21 protein-coding genes, 1 tRNA gene and 1 pseudogene are annotated in these 17,322 nt (G+C 68.9%); 17 read left to right on the forward strand and 6 right to left on the reverse strand.

Annotated features, from left to right (window positions below; translation table 11 throughout):
- Positions 1 to 3: 3 nt before the first annotated feature.
- From OS124_RS0100455 to cobJ, 3 genes are read left to right on the forward strand one after another with little or no spacing between them, the layout of a single operon-like run.
- On the forward strand, positions 4 to 633 hold the full coding sequence (locus OS124_RS0100455) for a precorrin-8X methylmutase (RefSeq protein WP_010137275.1): 630 nt from the start codon (positions 4 to 6) through the stop codon (positions 631 to 633).
- Positions 630 to 1,358, forward strand: coding sequence for a precorrin-2 C(20)-methyltransferase (locus OS124_RS0100460; protein ID WP_010137276.1), 729 nt, complete (start codon positions 630 to 632; stop codon positions 1,356 to 1,358). The genes OS124_RS0100455 and OS124_RS0100460 overlap by 4 nt, the downstream gene beginning before the upstream one ends.
- On the forward strand, positions 1,355 to 2,116 hold the full coding sequence (gene cobJ, locus OS124_RS0100465) for a precorrin-3B C(17)-methyltransferase (RefSeq protein WP_010137277.1): 762 nt from the start codon (positions 1,355 to 1,357) through the stop codon (positions 2,114 to 2,116). The genes OS124_RS0100460 and cobJ overlap by 4 nt, the downstream gene beginning before the upstream one ends.
- Here the strand turns inward: cobJ and OS124_RS0100470 are convergent.
- Positions 2,092 to 2,853: a cobalt-precorrin-6A reductase gene (locus OS124_RS0100470; RefSeq protein ID WP_010137278.1), complete on the reverse strand. Its 762-nt coding sequence runs from the start codon at positions 2,851 to 2,853 to the stop codon at positions 2,092 to 2,094. The genes cobJ and OS124_RS0100470 overlap by 25 nt on opposite strands.
- Here OS124_RS0100470 and OS124_RS0100475 point away from each other — a divergent pair.
- Genes OS124_RS0100475 through cobF form a run of 6 tightly spaced genes read left to right on the forward strand, consistent with a single transcriptional unit; the run spans position 2,852 to position 7,986 of the window.
- On the forward strand, positions 2,852 to 4,051 hold the full coding sequence (locus tag OS124_RS0100475; protein WP_010137279.1) for a bifunctional cobalt-precorrin-7 (C(5))-methyltransferase/cobalt-precorrin-6B (C(15))-methyltransferase: 1,200 nt from the start codon (positions 2,852 to 2,854) through the stop codon (positions 4,049 to 4,051). The two genes, OS124_RS0100470 and OS124_RS0100475, sit on opposite strands and share 2 nt — an antisense overlap.
- Positions 4,033 to 4,416 carry a cobalamin biosynthesis protein gene (locus OS124_RS0100480; protein ID WP_237708047.1) on the forward strand — a complete coding sequence of 128 codons (384 nt, stop codon included), beginning with the start codon at positions 4,033 to 4,035 and terminating at the stop codon, positions 4,414 to 4,416. The genes OS124_RS0100475 and OS124_RS0100480 overlap by 19 nt, the downstream gene beginning before the upstream one ends.
- A complete protein-coding gene (gene cobM, locus OS124_RS0100485) occupies positions 4,413 to 5,216 on the forward strand; it encodes a precorrin-4 C(11)-methyltransferase (RefSeq protein WP_010137282.1) in 804 nt (267 codons plus the stop codon). Before OS124_RS0100480 ends, cobM begins: the two co-directional genes overlap by 4 nt.
- A 1-nt stretch (position 5,217) precedes the next feature.
- On the forward strand, positions 5,218 to 6,525 hold the full coding sequence (locus OS124_RS0100490; RefSeq protein ID WP_029375073.1) for a cobyrinate a,c-diamide synthase: 1,308 nt from the start codon (positions 5,218 to 5,220) through the stop codon (positions 6,523 to 6,525).
- Positions 6,522 to 7,262 carry a uroporphyrinogen-III C-methyltransferase gene (gene cobA / locus OS124_RS0100495; protein ID WP_010137284.1) on the forward strand — a complete coding sequence of 247 codons (741 nt, stop codon included), beginning with the start codon at positions 6,522 to 6,524 and terminating at the stop codon, positions 7,260 to 7,262. Before OS124_RS0100490 ends, cobA begins: the two co-directional genes overlap by 4 nt.
- On the forward strand, positions 7,255 to 7,986 hold the full coding sequence (gene cobF, locus OS124_RS0100500; RefSeq protein WP_010137285.1) for a precorrin-6A synthase (deacetylating): 732 nt from the start codon (positions 7,255 to 7,257) through the stop codon (positions 7,984 to 7,986). The genes cobA and cobF overlap by 8 nt, the downstream gene beginning before the upstream one ends.
- Before the next feature lie 108 nt (positions 7,987 to 8,094).
- Here cobF and OS124_RS0100505 read toward each other — a convergent pair whose 3' ends face one another.
- A complete protein-coding gene (locus OS124_RS0100505; protein WP_010137286.1) occupies positions 8,095 to 8,655 on the reverse strand; it encodes a manganese efflux pump MntP in 561 nt (186 codons plus the stop codon).
- Between the two features lie 313 nt (positions 8,656 to 8,968).
- Here OS124_RS0100505 and OS124_RS0100510 point away from each other — a divergent pair, with 313 nt between their 5' ends.
- The gene (locus OS124_RS0100510; RefSeq protein ID WP_010137287.1) at positions 8,969 to 9,238 is read left to right on the forward strand and encodes a DksA/TraR family C4-type zinc finger protein; all 270 of its coding nucleotides are present in this window, start codon (positions 8,969 to 8,971) and stop codon (positions 9,236 to 9,238) included.
- Positions 9,239 to 9,282: 44 nt separating this feature from the next.
- Here the strand turns inward: OS124_RS0100510 and OS124_RS0100515 are convergent.
- Positions 9,283 to 9,359: transfer RNA gene (locus OS124_RS0100515), tRNA-Met, on the reverse strand.
- 135 nt (positions 9,360 to 9,494) lie between these two features.
- Between OS124_RS0100515 and OS124_RS0100520 the strand changes: the two genes are divergently transcribed.
- The 6 genes and pseudogenes from OS124_RS0100520 to OS124_RS26320 all read left to right on the forward strand — a co-directional run bounded on the left by OS124_RS0100520 (position 9,495) and on the right by OS124_RS26320 (position 14,105).
- Positions 9,495 to 10,916, forward strand: a complete 1,422-nt coding sequence (locus OS124_RS0100520) for an FAD-binding oxidoreductase (RefSeq protein ID WP_010137288.1) — start codon at positions 9,495 to 9,497, stop codon at positions 10,914 to 10,916.
- Positions 10,917 to 10,941: 25 nt separating this feature from the next.
- The gene (gene def, locus OS124_RS0100525) at positions 10,942 to 11,460 is read left to right on the forward strand and encodes a peptide deformylase (protein WP_010137289.1); all 519 of its coding nucleotides are present in this window, start codon (positions 10,942 to 10,944) and stop codon (positions 11,458 to 11,460) included.
- Positions 11,460 to 11,957, forward strand: a complete 498-nt coding sequence (gene def / locus OS124_RS0100530) for a peptide deformylase (RefSeq protein WP_010137290.1) — start codon at positions 11,460 to 11,462, stop codon at positions 11,955 to 11,957. The genes def (OS124_RS0100525) and def (OS124_RS0100530) overlap by 1 nt, the downstream gene beginning before the upstream one ends.
- Positions 11,954 to 12,448, forward strand: a complete 495-nt coding sequence (def, locus tag OS124_RS0100535) for a peptide deformylase (RefSeq protein ID WP_010137291.1) — start codon at positions 11,954 to 11,956, stop codon at positions 12,446 to 12,448. Before def (OS124_RS0100530) ends, def (OS124_RS0100535) begins: the two co-directional genes overlap by 4 nt.
- Positions 12,449 to 12,506: 58 nt before the next feature.
- Positions 12,507 to 13,421 carry a methionyl-tRNA formyltransferase gene (gene fmt, locus OS124_RS0100540; protein ID WP_010137292.1) on the forward strand — a complete coding sequence of 305 codons (915 nt, stop codon included), beginning with the start codon at positions 12,507 to 12,509 and terminating at the stop codon, positions 13,419 to 13,421.
- Position 13,422: 1 nt separating this feature from the next.
- Positions 13,423 to 14,105: pseudogene (locus tag OS124_RS26320) on the forward strand (D-lyxose/D-mannose family sugar isomerase).
- Between the two features lie 140 nt (positions 14,106 to 14,245).
- On the opposite strand, the gene rnhA reads toward OS124_RS26320, so the two are convergent.
- The 3 genes from rnhA to OS124_RS0100560 all read right to left on the reverse strand — a co-directional run bounded on the left by rnhA (position 14,246) and on the right by OS124_RS0100560 (position 16,754).
- Positions 14,246 to 14,698, reverse strand: a complete 453-nt coding sequence (rnhA, locus tag OS124_RS0100550) for a ribonuclease HI (protein WP_010137293.1) — start codon at positions 14,696 to 14,698, stop codon at positions 14,246 to 14,248.
- Positions 14,699 to 15,015: 317 nt separating this feature from the next.
- Entirely contained in the window at positions 15,016 to 15,966 is a 951-nt protein-coding gene (gene ispH / locus OS124_RS0100555; RefSeq protein WP_010137294.1) for a 4-hydroxy-3-methylbut-2-enyl diphosphate reductase, read from the reverse strand.
- Positions 15,967 to 16,178: 212 nt separating this feature from the next.
- Entirely contained in the window at positions 16,179 to 16,754 is a 576-nt protein-coding gene (locus tag OS124_RS0100560) for a LabA-like NYN domain-containing protein (protein ID WP_010137295.1), read from the reverse strand.
- Between the two features lie 111 nt (positions 16,755 to 16,865).
- Between OS124_RS0100560 and folK the strand changes: the two genes are divergently transcribed.
- The coding region (gene folK, locus OS124_RS0100565; RefSeq protein ID WP_010137296.1) for a 2-amino-4-hydroxy-6-hydroxymethyldihydropteridine diphosphokinase at positions 16,866 to 17,322 on the forward strand (457 nt) is incomplete at its 3' end.

Below are 17,322 nucleotides of genomic sequence, written 5' to 3' on the forward strand. Positions count from 1 at the left end.
CGCATGACCTATCACTATGAAACCGACGGGGCGGCGATCTATGCCGAGTCCTTCGCCACCATCCGCGCCGAGGCCGACCTGGCCCGCTTCAGCGCGGAGGAGGAACAGGTGGCGGTGCGGATGGTCCATGCCGCCGGCCTGGTCGGGCTGGAACGCGATATCCGTTTCTCCGAAGGCTTCGTGGCGGCCGCGCGGACCGCGCTTGAGGCCGGGGCCCCGATCCTCTGCGATGCGCGCATGGTCAGCGAAGGGATCACCCGCTTCCGCCTGCCCGCCGAAAACGAGGTGGTCTGCACCCTGCATGACGCCTCCGTGCCGGCGCTGGCGAAAGAGATGTCCAACACCCGCTCTGCCGCCGCGCTTGAGCTGTGGCGCCCGAAGCTGGCCGGTGCGGTGGTGGCGATCGGCAATGCCCCGACCGCGCTGTTCCACCTGCTGAACATGCTGGAGGACCCCGACTGCCCGCGCCCCGCCGCGATCATTGGCTGCCCCGTTGGTTTCGTCGGTGCGGCCGAAAGCAAGGCCGCGCTCTGGGAGGACCAGCCGGTGCCCTGCTGCGTCGTGCAGGGTCGTCTTGGCGGCTCGGCGATCACCGTCGCGGCCGTCAACGCCATCGCGAGCCGCAAGGAATGAGCGCCGGGACGATCTACGGCCTGGGCCTCGGCCCCGGCGATCCCGACCTGATGACCGTGCGCGCGGACCGTCTGCTGCGCGGTGCGAAACACGTGGCCTTCTTCCGCAAGGCGGGCCGCAAGGGGCAGGCGCGCCAGATCGTCAACGGCATGATCCCCGAGGGCGCGACCGAGCACCCGATGGAATACCCGGTGACGACCGAGATCCCCTTCACCGATCCCGAATACAACCGCCTGCTGGCCGAGTTCTACGAAGACAGCACCGCGCATCTGCGCGACATCGCGGCGGGGGGCGAGGACGTGGTGGTCCTGTGCGAGGGCGACCCGTTCTTCTACGGCTCCTTCATGCATCTCTACATGCGGCTGGTCGATCAGGTGCCGGTCGAGGTCGTACCCGCGATCACCGGCATGTCGGCGGCCTGGACGGCGACCGGATCGCCGATCACCTGGGGCGACGACGTGCTGACGGTGCTCATGGGGACGCTGGCTGAGGACGACCTGGCGCAGCGCATGGCCCTGACCGACGCCATCGTGGTGATGAAGATCGGCCGCAATATCCAGAAGGTCCGCCGCGCGCTGAAGACCGCAGGCCGCTACGATGAGGCCTGGCTGATCGAGTTCGCCGCCATGCCGAACCAGCGCGTCCAGCGCCTGGCCGAGGCCGAAGATGCGGTGACGCCCTACTTCTCGATCATCGTGGTACATGGACAGGGGCGGCGGCCATGAGTGTTTCCGGGAGCGGCTGGCTTGCCATCGCCGGGCTGGGACCGGGGGCCGAGACCCTGGTCACGCCCGAGGTTTCGGACGTCCTCGCCGAGGCCACCGATATCGTCGGCTATATCCCTTACGTCGCCCGCGTGGCCGAGCGTCCGGGCCTGACGCTGCACGCCTCCGACAACCGCGTCGAGGTCGACCGCGCCACCCATGCGCTTCAGATGGCCGCCGAAGGCAAGCGCGTCGTCGTGGTCTCTTCCGGCGATCCCGGCGTCTTCGCCATGGCCGCCGCCGTTTTCGAGGCGATGGAGGCCGATCCCGACGCCTGGGGTGACCTCGACATCCGCGTCCTGCCCGGCATCACCGCCATGCTCGCCGCCTCGGCCCGTGCCGGGGCACCCCTGGGCCACGACTTCTGCGCCATCAATCTTTCGGACAACCTCAAGCCCTGGGAGCTGATCGAGAAGCGCCTGCGCCTTGCCGCCGAGGCCGATTTCGCCATGGCCTTCTACAACCCGCGCTCCAAGTCCCGGCCCGAGGGCTTCGCCCGCACGCTGGAGGTCCTGCAGGAGGCCTGCGGCGACGACCGCCTGGTGATCTTCGCCCGCGCCGTCTCGACGCCGGAAGAAGAGCTGCGCGTGGTCCCGTTGACCCAGTGCCGCCCCGAGATGGCGGACATGCGCACGATGGTCCTCGTCGGCTCGTCCCGCACCCGGATCATTCGCCGCCCGGCGGGCGATATCGTCTATACGCCGAGGTCGGTGACGTGACCCAGCCAGCGCAGCACCTCTTCCGGGCTATGGGCCTCGGGGCGTTCGGGCAGGGCGGGGCGGTCGATCATCACGACCGGCAGACCCAGCCTGCGCGCGGCCAGAAGCTTGGCCCTAGAGGCGCCGCCGCCGGCGTTCTTCGACACCACCAGCCGGGTGCCATGGCGCTGCATCAGCGCAAGGTCGGCCTCTTCGGTGAAGGGCCCCCGGTCGATCACTGCCTCGGCCTTCGGCAGGGGCAGGGAGCCTTCGGGCGGATCGACGAGGCGCAGAAGGTAATCGTGCTGGGGCTGGGCCGCGAACTCGGCCAGGTGCATGCGGCCGACGGCCAGGAAGACGCGGGTCGCAGGCCGGTCCAGCGCCGCCACGGCGCCGGCCATGTCGGGGACATGCAGCCAATTGTCGGCGTCCTCGGCCACCCAGGGCGCACGGGTCAGGGCCAGCAGGGGCGTGCCGGTTTCACGGCAGGCGGCATGGGCATTGCGGCTCATCTGCGCGGCGAAGGGGTGGGTGCCGTCGACGACATGGGTGATGGCCTCGGAGCGGAGGTAGGCGGCCAGCCCCTCGGCCCCGCCAAAGCCGCCCATGCGCATGGGCAGCGACTGCGGCGCGGGCCGCGCCACGCGTCCGGCCAGCGACAGCACGCCGCCGATACCTGCCCCGTCCATCAGACGGGTCAGCGCGCGGGCCTCGGTGGTGCCGCCGAGAACAAGGACCTTGGCAGGGGAGGACGGCATGTCTGACACTCCGTGGCTGACGATTGTCGGGTTGGGCGAGGATGGCGCGCAGGGTCTTTCTGCGGCAAGCCTTGCCGCCCTGCAAGAGGCCGAGCTGGTGATGGGCCCGCCCCGCCACCTGTCGCTGCTGCCCGATCTCAAGGCTGAGACCCTGCCATGGCCCGTCCCCTTCGCAGACGGCATCCCGCAGCTCATGGCCCTGCGCGGTCGCCACGTGGTCGTGCTGGCCTCGGGCGATCCCTTCTGGTTCGGTGCCGGTTCCGTGCTGACCCGCCACCTCGATCCGGGTGAGTGGCACGCGCTGCCCGGGGTGTCCTGTTTTGCGCTGGCCGCCGCCCGGATGGGCTGGCCGCTGGAAACCACGCTCTGCATCGGCCTGCATGCCGCGCCGCTGAGCCGCCTGCGCCCGCACCTCGCCCCCGGCCTGCGCGCCGTGGTCCTGCTGCGCGACGGCGCGGCGGTGGCGGATCTGGGCGCTTACCTGACGGACACGGGCTTTGGCGCCAGCCCGGTGATGGTCTGCGAAGCCCTTGGCGGGCCGCGTGAAACCCTGACCCGCACCCGCGCCGATGCGCTGGAGAAGCAGAGCTTCGCCGCCCCGCTCTGCGTTGCCGTCGAGATCTCGGGCGAGGGTGCCGTGTTGCCGCTGGCATCGGGCCGGTCTGACACGTGGTTCGCCAATGACGGCCAGATCACCCGGCGGCCCGTGCGCGCGCTGACGCTCTCGGCCCTCGCGCCGCGTCCCGGAGAGCACCTGTGGGACATCGGTGGCGGCTCGGGCTCCATCGCGCTGGAGTGGCTGATGGCGCATCCCTCGCTGACGGCCACCAGCTTCGAGGCGCGCGAGGACCGTGCCGCGCGTATCCGCGAGAACGCCACCGCCCTCGGTCTGGATCGTCTGAACGTTCTGACAGGTCAGGCGCCTGCTGTGCTGGAGGGCCAGCCCCTACCGCAGGCCGTCTTCATCGGTGGGGGCCTCTCAACCGATCTGCTGGCAAAGCTGGAAGCCATCCTGCCCGCTGGCACCCGCCTTGTCGCCAATGCGGTGACGCTGGAAAGCGAGGCCCTGCTGGCGCAGAGCCGCGCCCGTCTGGGCGGCGATCTGCTGCGCATCGAACTGGCCGAGGCCGAGGCCCTTGGCACCCGTCAGGGCTGGGCGCCGGGCCGTCCCATCGTGCAATGGAGCGTCACCCTGTGATCGTCGCGGGTTTCGGATATCGCGGCGCAACCACGCCCGAGGCGCTGGCCGAGGCCCTGCATCTGGCTGCCGGTGCGCGCAGCGTCGATGCCATTGCGGCCCCCGCCGACAAGGCCGAAGCGCCTGCCTTCCGGAGCTTTGCCAAGTCCCGCTCGCTGCCCCTGCACCTGGTCTCTCCCGAGGCGCTGGAAGCCGCTGAAACCCTGACCCAATCTTCGATATCCCGGACCGCCCGGGGCACCGGCAGCGTGGCCGAAGCCTCGGCGCTGGCCAGCCTCGCCCCCGGTGCCCGCCTGCTGGGCCCGCGTGTGATATCAAGTGACCGCAGCGCCACCTGTGCGCTGGCCGAAGGAGACCCCCTGTGACCGTCCATTTCATCGGTGCCGGCCCCGGCGCCCCCGACCTGCTGACCCTGCGCGGCCGCGACATCATCGCCTCTTGCCCGGTCTGCCTTTACGCTGGCTCGCTGGTGCCCGAGGCGGTGCTGGGCCATTGCCCCGAGGGCGCGACGATCATCAATACCGCGCCGATGAACCTCGACCAGATCGTCGACGAGATCCGGAAGGCCCACGAGGCCGGTCACGACGTGGCCCGGCTGCATTCGGGCGACCTGTCGGTCTGGTCGGCGATGGGCGAGCAGATGCGCCGGCTGCGCGAGCTGGGCATCCCGGTCTCGGTCACCCCCGGCGTGCCGGCCTTCGCGGCGGCGGCGGCGGCGCTTGGCGCCGAGCTGACCCTGCCGGGCGTGGCGCAATCGCTGGTGCTGACCCGCACGCCGGGCCGCGCCTCGTCGATGCCCGAGGGCGAAAGCCTGACCAACTTCGCCGCCACCGGCGCGACGCTGGCCATTCATCTGTCCATTCAGAACATTCGGAAAGTGGTGGAGGATCTCTCCCCCGCCTATGGCGCCGACTGCCCCGTGGCCGTCGTCTTCCGCGCCAGCTGGCCGGATGAGAGGATCATTCGCGGCACCCTTTCGGACATTGAAAGCCAGCTGGACGAGGGCATCACCCGCACCGCGCTGATCCTCGTCGGGCCAGCGCTGGCCGCCGAGGGCTTCAGCGAAAGCTGCCTCTACGCGGTGGACTACGACCGCCGTTACCGGCCCCAGAGCGCCACATCGCAATGGGCCGGATGGACTCCGGAAGACGAGGGAAAGAGCTGAGATGAAAGGCGTTCTGGTATCCGCACCCTCTTCGGGGACAGGCAAGACGACGGTGATGCTGGGGCTGCTGCGCGCGCTCAGCGAGGATGGTCTGACGGTGCAGCCCTTCAAGTCGGGGCCCGATTACATCGACCCGGCGTTTCACCGGGCGGCCTCGGGGCGGGCCTCGTTCAACCTTGATACCTGGTCGATGGGGGGCGGGCTGCTGGAAGCGATCTCGGCGCAGGCCGAGGGCGCGGATATCTGCGTCGCGGAAGGCTCGATGGGGCTCTACGACGGGGTCGCCACGCGTGGGCTGTCGGGCTTCGGCAGCAGCGCCGAGACGGCGCAGCGCATGGGCTGGCCGGTGGTGCTGGTGCTGGACGTGGGCGGGCAGGCGCAATCGGCCGCCGCCACGGCTCTGGGTTTCCGCAACTATGCGCCCGACCTGCCCTTCGCCGGGGTCATCCTGAACCGCGTCGCCTCGCCCCGGCATGAGCGCCTGACCCGGCTGGGGATGGAGCGCGCCGGTCTGCCGGTGCTGGGCTGCCTGCCCCGGCGCGGAGACCTGACCCTGCCCGAACGCCACCTTGGCCTGATCCAGGCGGTAGAGCACCCGGACCTCGAAGCCGCCATCGCCGGATACGCCACCTTCCTGCGCGAGCACGTCGATCTGGACGCGATCCGCACTGCGGCGGCTGGCCATGCGCTGCGGCAGTCCAGCGCGCTGCCGAAGCCGCCCGCGCAGCGCATCGCGCTGGCGCAGGACGCGGCCTTCTCCTTCACCTATCCGCATCTGCTGGAGGGCTGGCGCGCGGCAGGGGCCGAGATCCTGCCCTTCTCGCCCCTCGCCGACGAGGCCCCCGATGCCTCTGCCGACCTGGTCTGGCTGCCCGGCGGCTATCCCGAACTGCATGCGGGCAGGTTGGCTGCCGCCGAAACCTTCCGCAAGGGGTTGTGGCAGCACGCCGAAACTCGCCCCGTGCACGGCGAATGCGGGGGCTACATGGCGCTCGGCGAGGCGCTGATCGACAAGCGGGGCGAGCGGCACCAGATGGCCGGTCTGCTGGGCCTCGTCACCAGCTACGAGAAGCGGAAGTTCCACCTGGGCTACCGCCGTGCCACGCTGCAGGCGCCGATGCCCGGCGCCGCACCGGGGCAGGCGCTGCGGGGGCATGAGTTCCATTACTCGACCATCCTCGAGCAGCCCGACGCGCCGCTGGCGCAGGTGGCGGATGCGGATGGCAATCCCGTGCCCGAGACCGGTTCGCATCGCGGCCATGTGACCGGCACCTTTTTCCACCTGATCTCGGCGGAGGGTGTGGCATGAGCGGTTTCGTCAGCTTCGTGGGCTCCGGTCCCGGTGACCCGGAGCTTCTGACCCTGAAGGCCGTCGACCGGCTGCAAAAGGCCGATGCGGTGCTCTTCGATGATCTGTCCTCGGGGCCGATCCTGTCCCATGCCCGCCCCGGAGCGGACCTCGTGGGCGTCGGCAAGCGGGCAGGGCGGCCCTCGCCCCGGCAGCATCATGTCAGTCGCTTGCTGGTCGACTACGCCTTGGCCGGCCAGCACGTGGTGCGGCTGAAATCAGGCGACTCGGGCCTGTTCGGACGTCTCGAGGAAGAGCTGGTCGCCCTGCAGGAGGCGGGCATTCCGTATGAGATCATCCCCGGCGTGCCCTCGGCCATTGCGGCGGCGGCGGCCTGTGGCATTCCGCTGACCCGGCGGCTGACCGCTCGGCGGGTGCAGTTCGTCACCGGCCACGATGCCACGGGCGCGCTGCCCGAGGACATCGACCTGACTGCGCTGGCCGATCCCGGCGCCTCGACCGTGGTTTTCATGGGCAAGCGCACCTTCCCGAAACTGGCCGCGACGCTCTTTGCCCATGGGCTGCCGGAACAGACCCCGGCGATCCTGGCCGAGGCGGTCTCGACCCCCGAGCAGAAGCTGCACCGCACCACGGTGGCGGGGCTGGTCGAGCGGCTGAGCGGCGCGCCGGGCAACCAGCCGGCGCTGATCCTTTACGGGCCGCTGGCCGAGATGGGCGTGGGGTTCGGTGATGCGTGACCTCTGGCTTGTGGGCATCGGCACGGGCAATCCGGGCCACGTCACGCTGGAGGGCCAACAGGCCCTGCGCGAGGCCGCCGTGGTGCTGATTCCCCGCAAGGGGGCCGCGAAAGAGGACCTGGCCGAGCTGCGCCACGCCATCCTGCGCGCCGCCGGGGCCGAGGCGCGCGTGGTGCATTTCGACATGCCAGAGCGCGATCCCTCGCTGCCCTACGGCGAACGCGTCGATGCCTGGCACGACGAGATCGCGCGGCGTTGGCAGCAGGCGCTGGAGGGCGCGCCCGAGGGCCCCGTGGCGCTGCTGGTCTGGGGCGATCCGGGGCTCTACGATTCGACCCTGCGCATTGCCGCGCGGCTGCCCGGGCAACCGAAGCTGCGGGTGATCCCCGGCATCACCGCCCTTCAGGCGCTGACCTCTGCCCATGCGATCCCCTTCAACCAGATCAACGGCGCCGTGCAGGTCACGACGGGGCGACGGCTGCGGGACGAGGGCTGGCCCGAGGGGGTCGGCACGCTGTGCGTCATGCTGGATGGCGAATGCAGCTTCCGGACCCTGCCGCCCGAGGGTGTGCAGATCTGGTGGGGTGCCTTCCTTGGCATGCCCGAGCAGGTCCTGGAGCACGGCCCGCTGGCCGATGCCGGGCCGCGCATCATTGCCGCGCGGGCCGAGGCGCGGGCGCGGCATGGCTGGCTCATGGATACCTACCTGCTGCGGCGGGACTGACCGCCCGGGACAGGCTGCCCGGGACAGGCCGCGCGGTGCGCGACGTTGATGCAGACCTGTTCCCTGCCGGGGCCAAGGGCGGCGTCGGCCCTGCGTGTTGGTGGAATGTCAGACCGGGGCAGAGAGGTGCTGGTAGAGGATCAGTGCGCCCATGATGCAGAGCGCGGCGCCGCCGAGGGTTTCGGCGATGCGCCCGAAGCGGGCGCCGATGTAGCGGCCAAGCAGCAGCCCGGCGGTGCTCATCACCATGGTCGTGGCGCCGATGACCATGGCGACGACCAGGATGTTGACCGGCAGGAAGGCCAGTGACACGCCGACCGCCATGGCGTCGATCGAGGTTCCGACGGCGGTGATCAGCGTCGCCCAGAGCGTGGAGGGGCGCGGCGTGCCGGTCTCGCGGCTGCGGGCCTGCAGGATCATGTGCAGCCCGACGCCTGCCAGCAGGGCGAAGGCGATCCAGTGGTCGACCCGTGCCACGTAGCGCGAGGCCGCGACCCCGGCCGCCCAGCCTAGAAGAGGGGTGATCGCCTCGACCAGCCCGAAGATGGCACCGGTGCGCAGGGTGGTCGCCAGTCTGGGCGGCGCGGCGGCCGTGCCCTTGCCGACCGAGGCAAGGAAGGCGTCGATGGACATGGAGACGGCAAGCGCGCCGATGGCAATCGGAGACATGGTGTGTCCTTCGGGGGCAGATCCGGCCTGTGCTGCGCCCGCCCGCAGGGCCGCTGTGCCACGGTCTCGCGAAATCCGATGGATCGGACATGCCACGCGGTGCTCCGCGAGGGTGTTGACATGCCCACGCCAGTCCGGCGCCCGCTACTCCCCGATGCGGGTCAAATGGGGGGTGATCTGGAAATAGTCAAGCATAAACAATAGTTTGTAATGATAGTCATTTGCAGTCGCAGCTTGGCGCCGGCACCGCCCGCCCCTTTGCGGACGGCTGCGGCTGCGCTAGGCTTGCCGGATCACCAGCAGGAGAAGGGCCATGGCAGGCGGATGGGCGCGCGACGGCGCGGTAAGCGAACAGATCGAGGCCTCGATCACCGACGAGCTGAAGCGGATGCAGGCGCGCAAGGCGCCGCAGGGCGAAAGCCTGACCCATTGCGCCGAATGCGAAGAGCCGATTCCCGAGAAACGCCGCGTGGCGATCCCCGGCGTGAAGCTCTGCATCGACTGCCAGAACGAGCGCGATGGCCGCGCCGTGCAGCGCGGCGGCATCAACCGGCGCGGCTCAAAGGACAGCCAGCTGAAATAGCTGCATCCCGGTGCCGGGGTCTCAAATTCTGCTGTGGGGGGATTTGGTAGCGGAGGAGGGACTTGAACCCCCGACACGCGGATTATGATTCCGCTGCTCTAACCAACTGAGCTACTCCGCCAAACCGTGGCGCTAGTTAGGCCAGCGGGTTTCGGAGGTCAAGCGCAAATTCGGCGAAAATCCGGGGGCGGGCAATCGGCTTGTTCCGCAGCCCGCGCCCGGCCAATATGGCCGCCGCAATGCGAGGGAGGGCGCCATGATCGACAGGCTGCGGGAAATTCTGGGCGCGGGGCAGGTGCTGACCGGCGCCGGGGCCGAACCCTATGGCTGGGACTGGTCGCACGAGCATTTCGAGGCGCCGCTGGCGGTGGTCCGTCCGGGCTCGACCGCAGAGGTCTCGGCGGTGATGGCGCTGGCGCATGAGACCGGCACCCCGGTGATTCCCCTCGGCGGCCGCACCGGGCTGGCGGGTGGCGGGCAGGGGGCGGGGGCGCTTGTGCTCTCGCTGGAACGGATGAACCGCATCCGCGAGATTCGCCCGGGGGCCCGCTCTGCCGTGGTCGAGGCGGGGGTGGTGATCGCGACGCTGCACGAGGCCGTCGAGGAACAGGGTCTGATCTTCCCGCTGACCTTCGGGGCCCGGGGCTCGGCCATGATCGGCGGGGCCTTGGCGACCAACGCGGGCGGCTCGAACGTGCTGCGCTATGGCAATACCCGCGACCTGGTGCTGGGGATCGAAGCGGTGCTGGCCGATGGCACCGTGGTGGACCTGATGCAGGATCTGCACAAGAACAACTCGGGCTATGACCTGCGGCATCTGCTGATCGGGTCCGAGGGCACGCTGGCAGTGATCACCGGCGCCGTGCTGCGCCTGCGCCCGAAGCCGAAGGCCTATGCGACGGCGATGGTCGGCCTGAAGACGCTGCCCCCGGCGCTGGACCTGCTGCACCGGCTGCAAGAGGCGACCGGCGGCGCGGTCGAGGCCTTCGAGTACATGCCCGCCAGCTATGTCGAGGACTACGGCAAGCTGCGCCCCGGCACCCGCGCGCCCTTCGAAGGTCGGCACGAGGTGAACATCCTGCTGGAAATCGGCGCCCTCAGCCCGCGCGACTGCGTGGCGGGCGAGGACGGGGTGCTGCCCGTGGCCTCCTACCTCGAAGAGGTGCTGGGCCAGATGCTGGAGGCGGGCGAGATCGACGATGCGGTCCTTGCCGCCTCGGAAGCGCAGCGGCGCGAGATGTGGGCCCTGCGCGAGGCGGCCAGCGAGGTTGCCGCGATGCGTCCTGACCAGATCATCATGGATGTGGCCGTGCCGGTGGACCGGGTGGCCGATTTCCTGTCCCGTGCCGATGAGGTGCTGGAAGGGCTGGCGCCGGGCTCTGCCACCTCTGTCGTGGCGCATCTGGGTGATGGCAATATCCACTACACGATCTTTCCGACCCTGCCGAAATCCGAGAAGGACCGGGTGGTCGAGGCGATCGAGGATATCGTGGCCGATCTGCGCGGCGCCTTCTCGGCCGAGCACGGGGTCGGGACGCACAAGCTGAACACCATGGCGCGGCGCAAGGACCCCGGCGCGCTGGTGGCGATGCGGGCGATCAAGACGGCCCTTGATCCCAAGGGCATCCTCAACCCCGGAAAGCTGCTGCCCGAGGCTTCGGGCGCAGTTGCGAAGTGACATTGCTTGGCTTAGATCGTCTGCCATGAAACGCCCCATCCTGATCCACCCCGACCCGCGTCTGAAGAAGGTCGCAACGCCCGTCGACGATATCTCGGACGAGCTGCGCAAGCTGTCGGATGACATGCTGGAAACCATGTACGACGCGCCCGGCATCGGCCTTGCCGCGCCGCAGATCGGGATCCTGCAACGGCTGATCGTGCTGGATTGCGTCAAGGAGGACGGCGAGGCGCCCCGCCCGCTGGTGATGTTCAACCCCGAGATCGTCTCGGCCTCTGATGAGACCAGCTCCTACGAAGAGGGCTGCCTGTCGATCCCTGAGCAATACGCCGAGGTGACCCGCCCCGCCGAGGTGACGGTGCGCTGGATGGACCGCGACGGCAATGCCCGCGAAGAGACCTTCGACAAGCTCTGGGCAACCTGCGTGCAACACGAGATCGACCACCTCGAGGGCAAGCTGTTCATCGACCATATCTCGCCCATGCGGCGCCAGATGATCACCCGCAAGAGCCAGAAGCTGAAGCGCGAGAGGGCGCGCGGCTGATGGCGGTGATGAAGATCCTGCAATGGCCCGACCCCCTGCTGGCCACCATGGCGGGCCGGATCGACCCCGGTGCCGACCTGCGCGCGCTGGTCGCGGACATGTTCGACACGATGTATGCCGCGCCGGGCCGTGGCCTGGCCGGCCCCCAGGTGGGCGTGCTGAAGCGCCTCTTCGTCATGGATTGCACCTGGAAGGAGGGCGAGAAATCGCCCCGCGCCTGCCTCAATCCCCAGATCACCTGGCGGTCTGATGAGCTGGTGACCCGCGAAGAGGGCTGCCTGTCGATCCCCGGCGTGCTGGCCGAGGTCGCCCGCCCCGCCGAGGTGGTGATGTGCTGGCATGACGAGAACTGGGTGGAGCACGAAGAGAAGCTCTCGGGCTTCGAGGCCACCTGCGCCCAGCACGAGCTGGATCACCTCGATGGGCGGGTCTACCTGGATTACCTCTCGGACGGGCGGCGCACCGACCTGCTGGCCGCCTACGAGGCCGCGCAATGACCGCCCGTCTCTGCCTGCCCTGGCCCGACAAGCGCCTGCGCACCCCTGCCGCCGACGTGGCCGGGATCACCGAAGAGGTGCGCGCCGTCTGGGCCGACATGGTCGACACGATGGAGGCCATGCCCGGCGTCGGCCTTGCCGCCACTCAGATCGGCGTGATGCAGCGGCTGGCGGTGGTGGATGCCTCGGAAGAGCGCGGCAAGGCTGTGCTGATGGCCAATCCCGAGGTGCTGCATGCCTCGGTGCACCTGCGCGAGCATGAAGAGGCCAGCCCCAACCTTCCCGGCGTCTCGGCGAAGATCTCCCGCCCCCGGGCGGTGACGGTGCGCTTCCTGAACGCGCAGGGCGAGGTCGAGGAGAAGGACTTCGTTGGCCTCTGGGCGACCAGCGTGCAGCACCAGATCGACCACCTGGCCGGGAAGATGTATTTCGACCGGCTCAGCAAGATGAAGCGGGACATGCTGCTGCGCAAGGCGAAGAAGCTGCGCTGAAGCGCCCTTCGCCGGTACTGCGCCGGTGCATGTTCTTGGCAAGATGAAAGGCAGGGCGATGCGCGTCATTTTCATGGGAACGCCCGAGTTCTCGGTGCCGGTGCTCGACGCACTGGTCGAGGCCGGTCATGAGGTCGCAGCGGTCTATTGCCAGCCACCCCGCCCCGCGGGCCGTGGCAAGAAGGACCGACCGACCCCGGTCCATGCCCGCGCGCTGGAGCTGGGTCTTGAGGTGCGTCACCCGGTGCGCCTGAAGGGCGAGGACGAGCAGGCGGCCTTCGCCGCGCTCAACGCCGACGTGGCCGTGGTGGTCGCCTATGGTCTGATCCTGCCGCAGCCGGTGCTGGATGCGCCGCGCTTCGGCTGCCTGAACATCCACGCCTCGCTGCTGCCGCGCTGGCGCGGCGCCGCGCCGATCCACCGGGCGATTCTCTCGGGCGATGCCGAGACCGGGATCTGCATCATGCAGATGGAAGCCGGTCTGGATACCGGCCCCGTGCTGCTGCGCGAGGCGACCTCGATCGGCGCCGAAGAGGTGACCTCTCAGCTGCACGACCGCCTGTCGGCGATGGGCGCGCGGATGATCACCGAGGCGCTTGCGCGCCTGCCCGAGCTGACCCCAGAGGTGCAGCCCGAAGAGGGCGTCACCTATGCCACCAAGATCGACAAGGCCGAGGCGCAGCTGGATTTCACCCGCCCCGCCGAAGAGGTCGACCGGCAGATCCGCGGCCTGTCTCCCTTCCCCGGCGCCTGGGTCGAACATGACGGCCAGCGGCTGAAACTGCTGGCCTCGCGGCTGGCCCCGGGGCAGGGTGCGCCGGGAGAGGTGCTGGAGGCCGGCGGGCTGGTCGTTGCCTGCGGCTCGGGCGCCGTGGAACTGCTGAAACTGCAACGCGCCGGCAAGGGGGCGCAGGAGGCAGAGGTCTTCCTGCGTGGCCACCCCCTGCCGAAGGGCACGATACTGGGGAACTGAGATGCTGCGATCCGAGGTCAACGAGCTTATCCGCGAAGGCGATGCCTTCTTCCGGCAATACGGCTTCACCCTGCCGCCCTTCGCTTACTGGAGTCCGGAGGAGTTCCGCACCCGCAAGGCCGAGGCCGGGCTTATCATCGAACAGGGCCTGGGCTGGGACGTCACCGACTACGGCGACGGTCACTACGACACGCTTGGCCTGTTCCTGTTTACCGTGCGCAACGGCAATGCGGCGGACCTCGGCAACCCGAAGGGGGGCCGGTCTATGCCGAGAAGCTGCTGATCTCGGGCGACGAGCAGATCTCGCCGATGCACCGCCACATCGTGAAGACCGAGGACATCATCAACCGCGGCGGCGCGCCGCTGGTGCTCGAGCTGTGGATGGACGGCCCCGAGGGGATCGACCGCAACGCTCCGGTGCGGGTGATGACCGATGGCCTCTGGCGGGAGTTGCCCGCCGGCGGCAAGCTGAAGCTGATGCCGGGCGAGAGCGTGACCCTGACGCCGGACATCTGGCACGCCTTCTGGGGCGAGGGTGGCCGGGTCTGCATCGGCGAGGTCTCGACGGTCAATGACGACCGGACGGACAATATCTTCGAGGCACCCATCGGACGGTTCTCGAGCATCGAGGAAGACAGCGCCCCGCTGCACCTGCTGGTGTCGGACTACGACGCGAAGCTCTGAGCTGAGGCCGGGGAAGGTGGATTGGCATCCACCCTACACCTGGGGCTGGACCCGGGCGCTGAAGTGGCCGAACGCGTGGCGCCATCCAGGCGCGTAGGGTGGGTGCCAACCCACCTCGGGCCTCTCGCGATGCGCAGACCTCAGCCCTTGAACGGCGCCATCCCGGCGCGCGCCAACTCGTCGGCGCGCTCGTTCTCGGGGTGGCCGGCATGGCCCTTGACCCATTCCCAGGTCACCTGGTGGCGCTTCGCGGCCTCGTCCAGCTGCTGCCACAGCTCGGCATTCTTCACCGGCTTCTTGGCGGCTGTCTTCCAGCCGTTCTTCTTCCAGCCGTGAATCCAGCCCGTCACACCGTTCTTCACGTATTGGCTGTCGGTGACCACGGTGATTGCGGTCGGACGACCGAGCGCTTCCAGCGCCGAGATCGCCGCCATCAGCTCCATCCGGTTGTTGGTGGTATTGGCCTCGCCGCCCTTCAACTCGCGTTCCTTCACGACGCTGTCGCCGTCGCGCGCCTGCATCAGCACGCCCCAGCCCCCGGGGCCGGGATTGCCGGAACAGGCGCCATCAGTGAAGGCGTAGAACTTGGCCATGGGAACCTCCGTGAAAACTCAGGCGTGACACCATGCGGCGGGGCGAAGGTCAAGGGATACCGCCCTGGCGGGCGGTTGCCTCCGGCGGGAGTACTTTCAGCCTGGTGATGATCGAAGAAGGGGCGAGCCCTTCTGCCGGCCTCCTTCTGCAACAGGGGCGTGGCACGCCCACCATGGCGAAAGCAGGTCGCCGGACAGGCTCCTCCCCTGCATCATCACCAGGCTGAAAATACTCCGGGGGAGTCCGCGACAGCGGGCGGGGGCGGAGCCCCCTTCGTTCGACAGGTTGCCATGGGGCGGCAGGGCAAGGCCTCGCCTCAGGCCGGCTGGCGCAGGACTCGGGGAACCTTGAACTCGACGTTCTCCTTGGCGGTCTCGACCATCTCTTCGGTGACGTCGTAGCGGGCCTTGAGGGCGTCGATGACCTCGTTCACCAGGACCTCGGGGGCCGAGGCGCCGGCGGTGATGCCGATCGAGCGGATGCCCTCGAGGGCGCGCCAGTCGATATCCGTGGCACGTTGCACCAGCTGGGCATAGGGGCAGCCCTGGCGCGCGGCAACTTCGACCAGGCGGCGCGAATTCGAGGAGTTGGGCGCGCCGACCACCAGCATGGCGTCGATCTTGCCTGCCATGGCTTTCACCGATTCCTGGCGGTTGGTGGTGGCATAGCAGATGTCTTCCTTGTGCGGCCCGACGATGGCCGGGAAGCGCGCCTGCAAGGCGGCGACGATGTTCTTGGTGTCATCCACCGAGAGCGTTGTCTGGGTGACGAAGGCCAGCCGCGCGGGATCGCGCACCGCCAGCGTCTCAACGTCGGCTTCCGTTTCGACCAGCAGCACCTCGCCCTCGGGCAGCTGGCCCATGGTGCCGATGGTCTCGGGGTGGCCGGCATGGCCGATCATCACGATCTGCAGGCCCTCTTCCGAGTGGCGCTCGGCCTCGATGTGGACCTTGGAGACCAGCGGGCAGGTGGCATCGACGAAGACCATCTCGCGCGCCGCGGCCTCGGCCGGGACGGCCTTGGGCACGCCATGGGCCGAGAAGATCACCGGCCGGTCCAGGGGGCATTCATCGAGTTCCTCGACGAAGACGGCGCCCTTGTCGCGCAGCCCGTCGACGACGAACTTGTTGTGCACGATCTCGTGGCGGACGTAGACGGGGGCGCCCCATTTCTCCAGTGCCATCTCGACGATCTTGATGGCGCGGTCGACACCGGCACAGAAGCCGCGGGGGGCGGCCAGGTAAAGCGTCAGCGGCGGTTTGGGCATGGCGGGGGCGTTCATCGCGTCAGATCCTCGGGCGTCTCCTGCTGTGCCACAGGTAGGGGCTTCGGTGCCCGAGGTCCAGAGCGGCCCTTGCGGGCGGGGCAGGCGGGGCCCGGCGGCCTCCCGGGACGGAGGCGACGGTGGGCGCCGTTGCGGGGCCCCGCCTTTTTGGTCCGGGCGCCCTTCCGGGCGGCCCGCAGAGCGACAGTCCGGTGTCAGACGGTCGCGCGGGAGGTCGCGCCGCGATCCTCGGCCGGAGTCTCGCGCGGCGGGCGGCCGATGACTTCGCGCAGCTCGTCGAGTTCGATGAAGTTGTCGGCCTGGCGGCGCAGCTCGTCGGCGATCATCGGCGGCTGGCTGCGGATGGTCGAGACCACCGAGACGCGCACGCCCTGACGTTGCAGGCTTTCCACCAGCGGGCGGAAGTCACCGTCGCCGGAAAACAGCACGATGTGATCCACGCGCGGCGCCAGTTCCATGGCATCGACCGTCAGTTCGATGTCCATGTTGCCCTTCACCTTGCGACGACCCTGGCTGTCAGTGAATTCCTTGGCCGGTTTGGTCACCATGGTGAAGCCGTTGTAGTGCAGCCAGTCCACCAGCGGACGGATGGGAGAATACTCGTCATTCTCCAGCAGCGCCGTGTAGTAGAACGCCCGCAGCAGTTTGCCGCGACGCATGAATTCCTGTCGCAGGAGCTTGTAGTCGATGTCGAACCCGAGCGCCTTGGCAGCCGCGTAGAGGTTGGACCCGTCAATGAACAGCGCAAGCCGTTCGTCTTTGTAGAACATCAAAATACCTTTCCAATTCCACCGTCCGGATCCAAACAGGGAGAGTGAGCCCCGATCCGGTGTGGATCTTTGAAAATAAATGTTGCCAAAGCATGCATCAAGACACGGATCATGTCCAAACAATCAAATGACACTAACGTAAACCGGCGTTTCCTCGTCGCTCTGGGCGGAAACCTCGAACCGACGCTGATCGGCAACGCGGAAATCCTGCGCTCGGCGGTTCGCGCCATGGGCGAGGGACCGGGGCGAATCACCCGTGTCAGTCGTTTCTTCCGCAGTCCCGCCTTTCCGGCCGGCGCCGGGCCCGACTATGTCAATGCCGCTGTCTCGCTGGTCAGTTCCGAGACCCCCGGGGCACTTCTGGAGCGGCTGCACCGGATCGAGGCCGCGCACGGACGGCGGCGCGAAACCCGTTGGGGCGCAAGGGTCCTGGACCTCGACCTGCTGGCCTGCGAGGACCGGGTGCTGCCCGACGTGGCGACCCAGGCCCGCTGGCGCGACCTGCCCCTGGAGGCGCAGATGACCGAGGCGCCCGGGCAGCTGATCCTGCCGCACCCGCGCCTTCAGG

Source organism: Oceanicola sp. S124, from assembly GCF_000220565.1.
Classification (GTDB): Bacteria; Pseudomonadota; Alphaproteobacteria; order Rhodobacterales; family Rhodobacteraceae; genus Pseudooceanicola.

Coding starts and splice junctions, on each gene's coding strand:
- OS124_RS0100475 (WP_010137279.1), top strand. CDS start 2,852: ATGTCTGACACTCCGTGGCTGACGATTGTCGGGTTGGGCGAGGATGGC.
- ispH (WP_010137294.1), bottom strand. CDS start 15,966: ATGCCCAAACCGCCGCTGACGCTTTACCTGGCCGCCCCCCGCGGCTTC.
- fmt (WP_010137292.1), top strand. CDS start 12,507: ATGCGCGTCATTTTCATGGGAACGCCCGAGTTCTCGGTGCCGGTGCTC.
- rnhA (WP_010137293.1), bottom strand. CDS start 14,698: ATGGCCAAGTTCTACGCCTTCACTGATGGCGCCTGTTCCGGCAATCCC.
- OS124_RS0100560 (WP_010137295.1), bottom strand. CDS start 16,754: ATGTTCTACAAAGACGAACGGCTTGCGCTGTTCATTGACGGGTCCAAC.
- OS124_RS0100510 (WP_010137287.1), top strand. CDS start 8,969: ATGGCAGGCGGATGGGCGCGCGACGGCGCGGTAAGCGAACAGATCGAG.
- OS124_RS0100460 (WP_010137276.1), top strand. CDS start 630: ATGAGCGCCGGGACGATCTACGGCCTGGGCCTCGGCCCCGGCGATCCC.
- def (WP_010137290.1), top strand. CDS start 11,460: ATGGCGGTGATGAAGATCCTGCAATGGCCCGACCCCCTGCTGGCCACC.
- OS124_RS0100505 (WP_010137286.1), bottom strand. CDS start 8,655: ATGTCTCCGATTGCCATCGGCGCGCTTGCCGTCTCCATGTCCATCGAC.
- cobJ (WP_010137277.1), top strand. CDS start 1,355: ATGAGTGTTTCCGGGAGCGGCTGGCTTGCCATCGCCGGGCTGGGACCG.
- cobA (WP_010137284.1), top strand. CDS start 6,522: ATGAGCGGTTTCGTCAGCTTCGTGGGCTCCGGTCCCGGTGACCCGGAG.
- def (WP_010137289.1), top strand. CDS start 10,942: ATGAAACGCCCCATCCTGATCCACCCCGACCCGCGTCTGAAGAAGGTC.
- OS124_RS0100455 (WP_010137275.1), top strand. CDS start 4: ATGACCTATCACTATGAAACCGACGGGGCGGCGATCTATGCCGAGTCC.
- cobF (WP_010137285.1), top strand. CDS start 7,255: ATGCGTGACCTCTGGCTTGTGGGCATCGGCACGGGCAATCCGGGCCAC.
- OS124_RS0100490 (WP_029375073.1), top strand. CDS start 5,218: ATGAAAGGCGTTCTGGTATCCGCACCCTCTTCGGGGACAGGCAAGACG.
- OS124_RS0100470 (WP_010137278.1), bottom strand. CDS start 2,853: ATGCCGTCCTCCCCTGCCAAGGTCCTTGTTCTCGGCGGCACCACCGAG.
- OS124_RS0100480 (WP_237708047.1), top strand. CDS start 4,033: ATGGAGCGTCACCCTGTGATCGTCGCGGGTTTCGGATATCGCGGCGCA.
- def (WP_010137291.1), top strand. CDS start 11,954: ATGACCGCCCGTCTCTGCCTGCCCTGGCCCGACAAGCGCCTGCGCACC.
- OS124_RS0100520 (WP_010137288.1), top strand. CDS start 9,495: ATGATCGACAGGCTGCGGGAAATTCTGGGCGCGGGGCAGGTGCTGACC.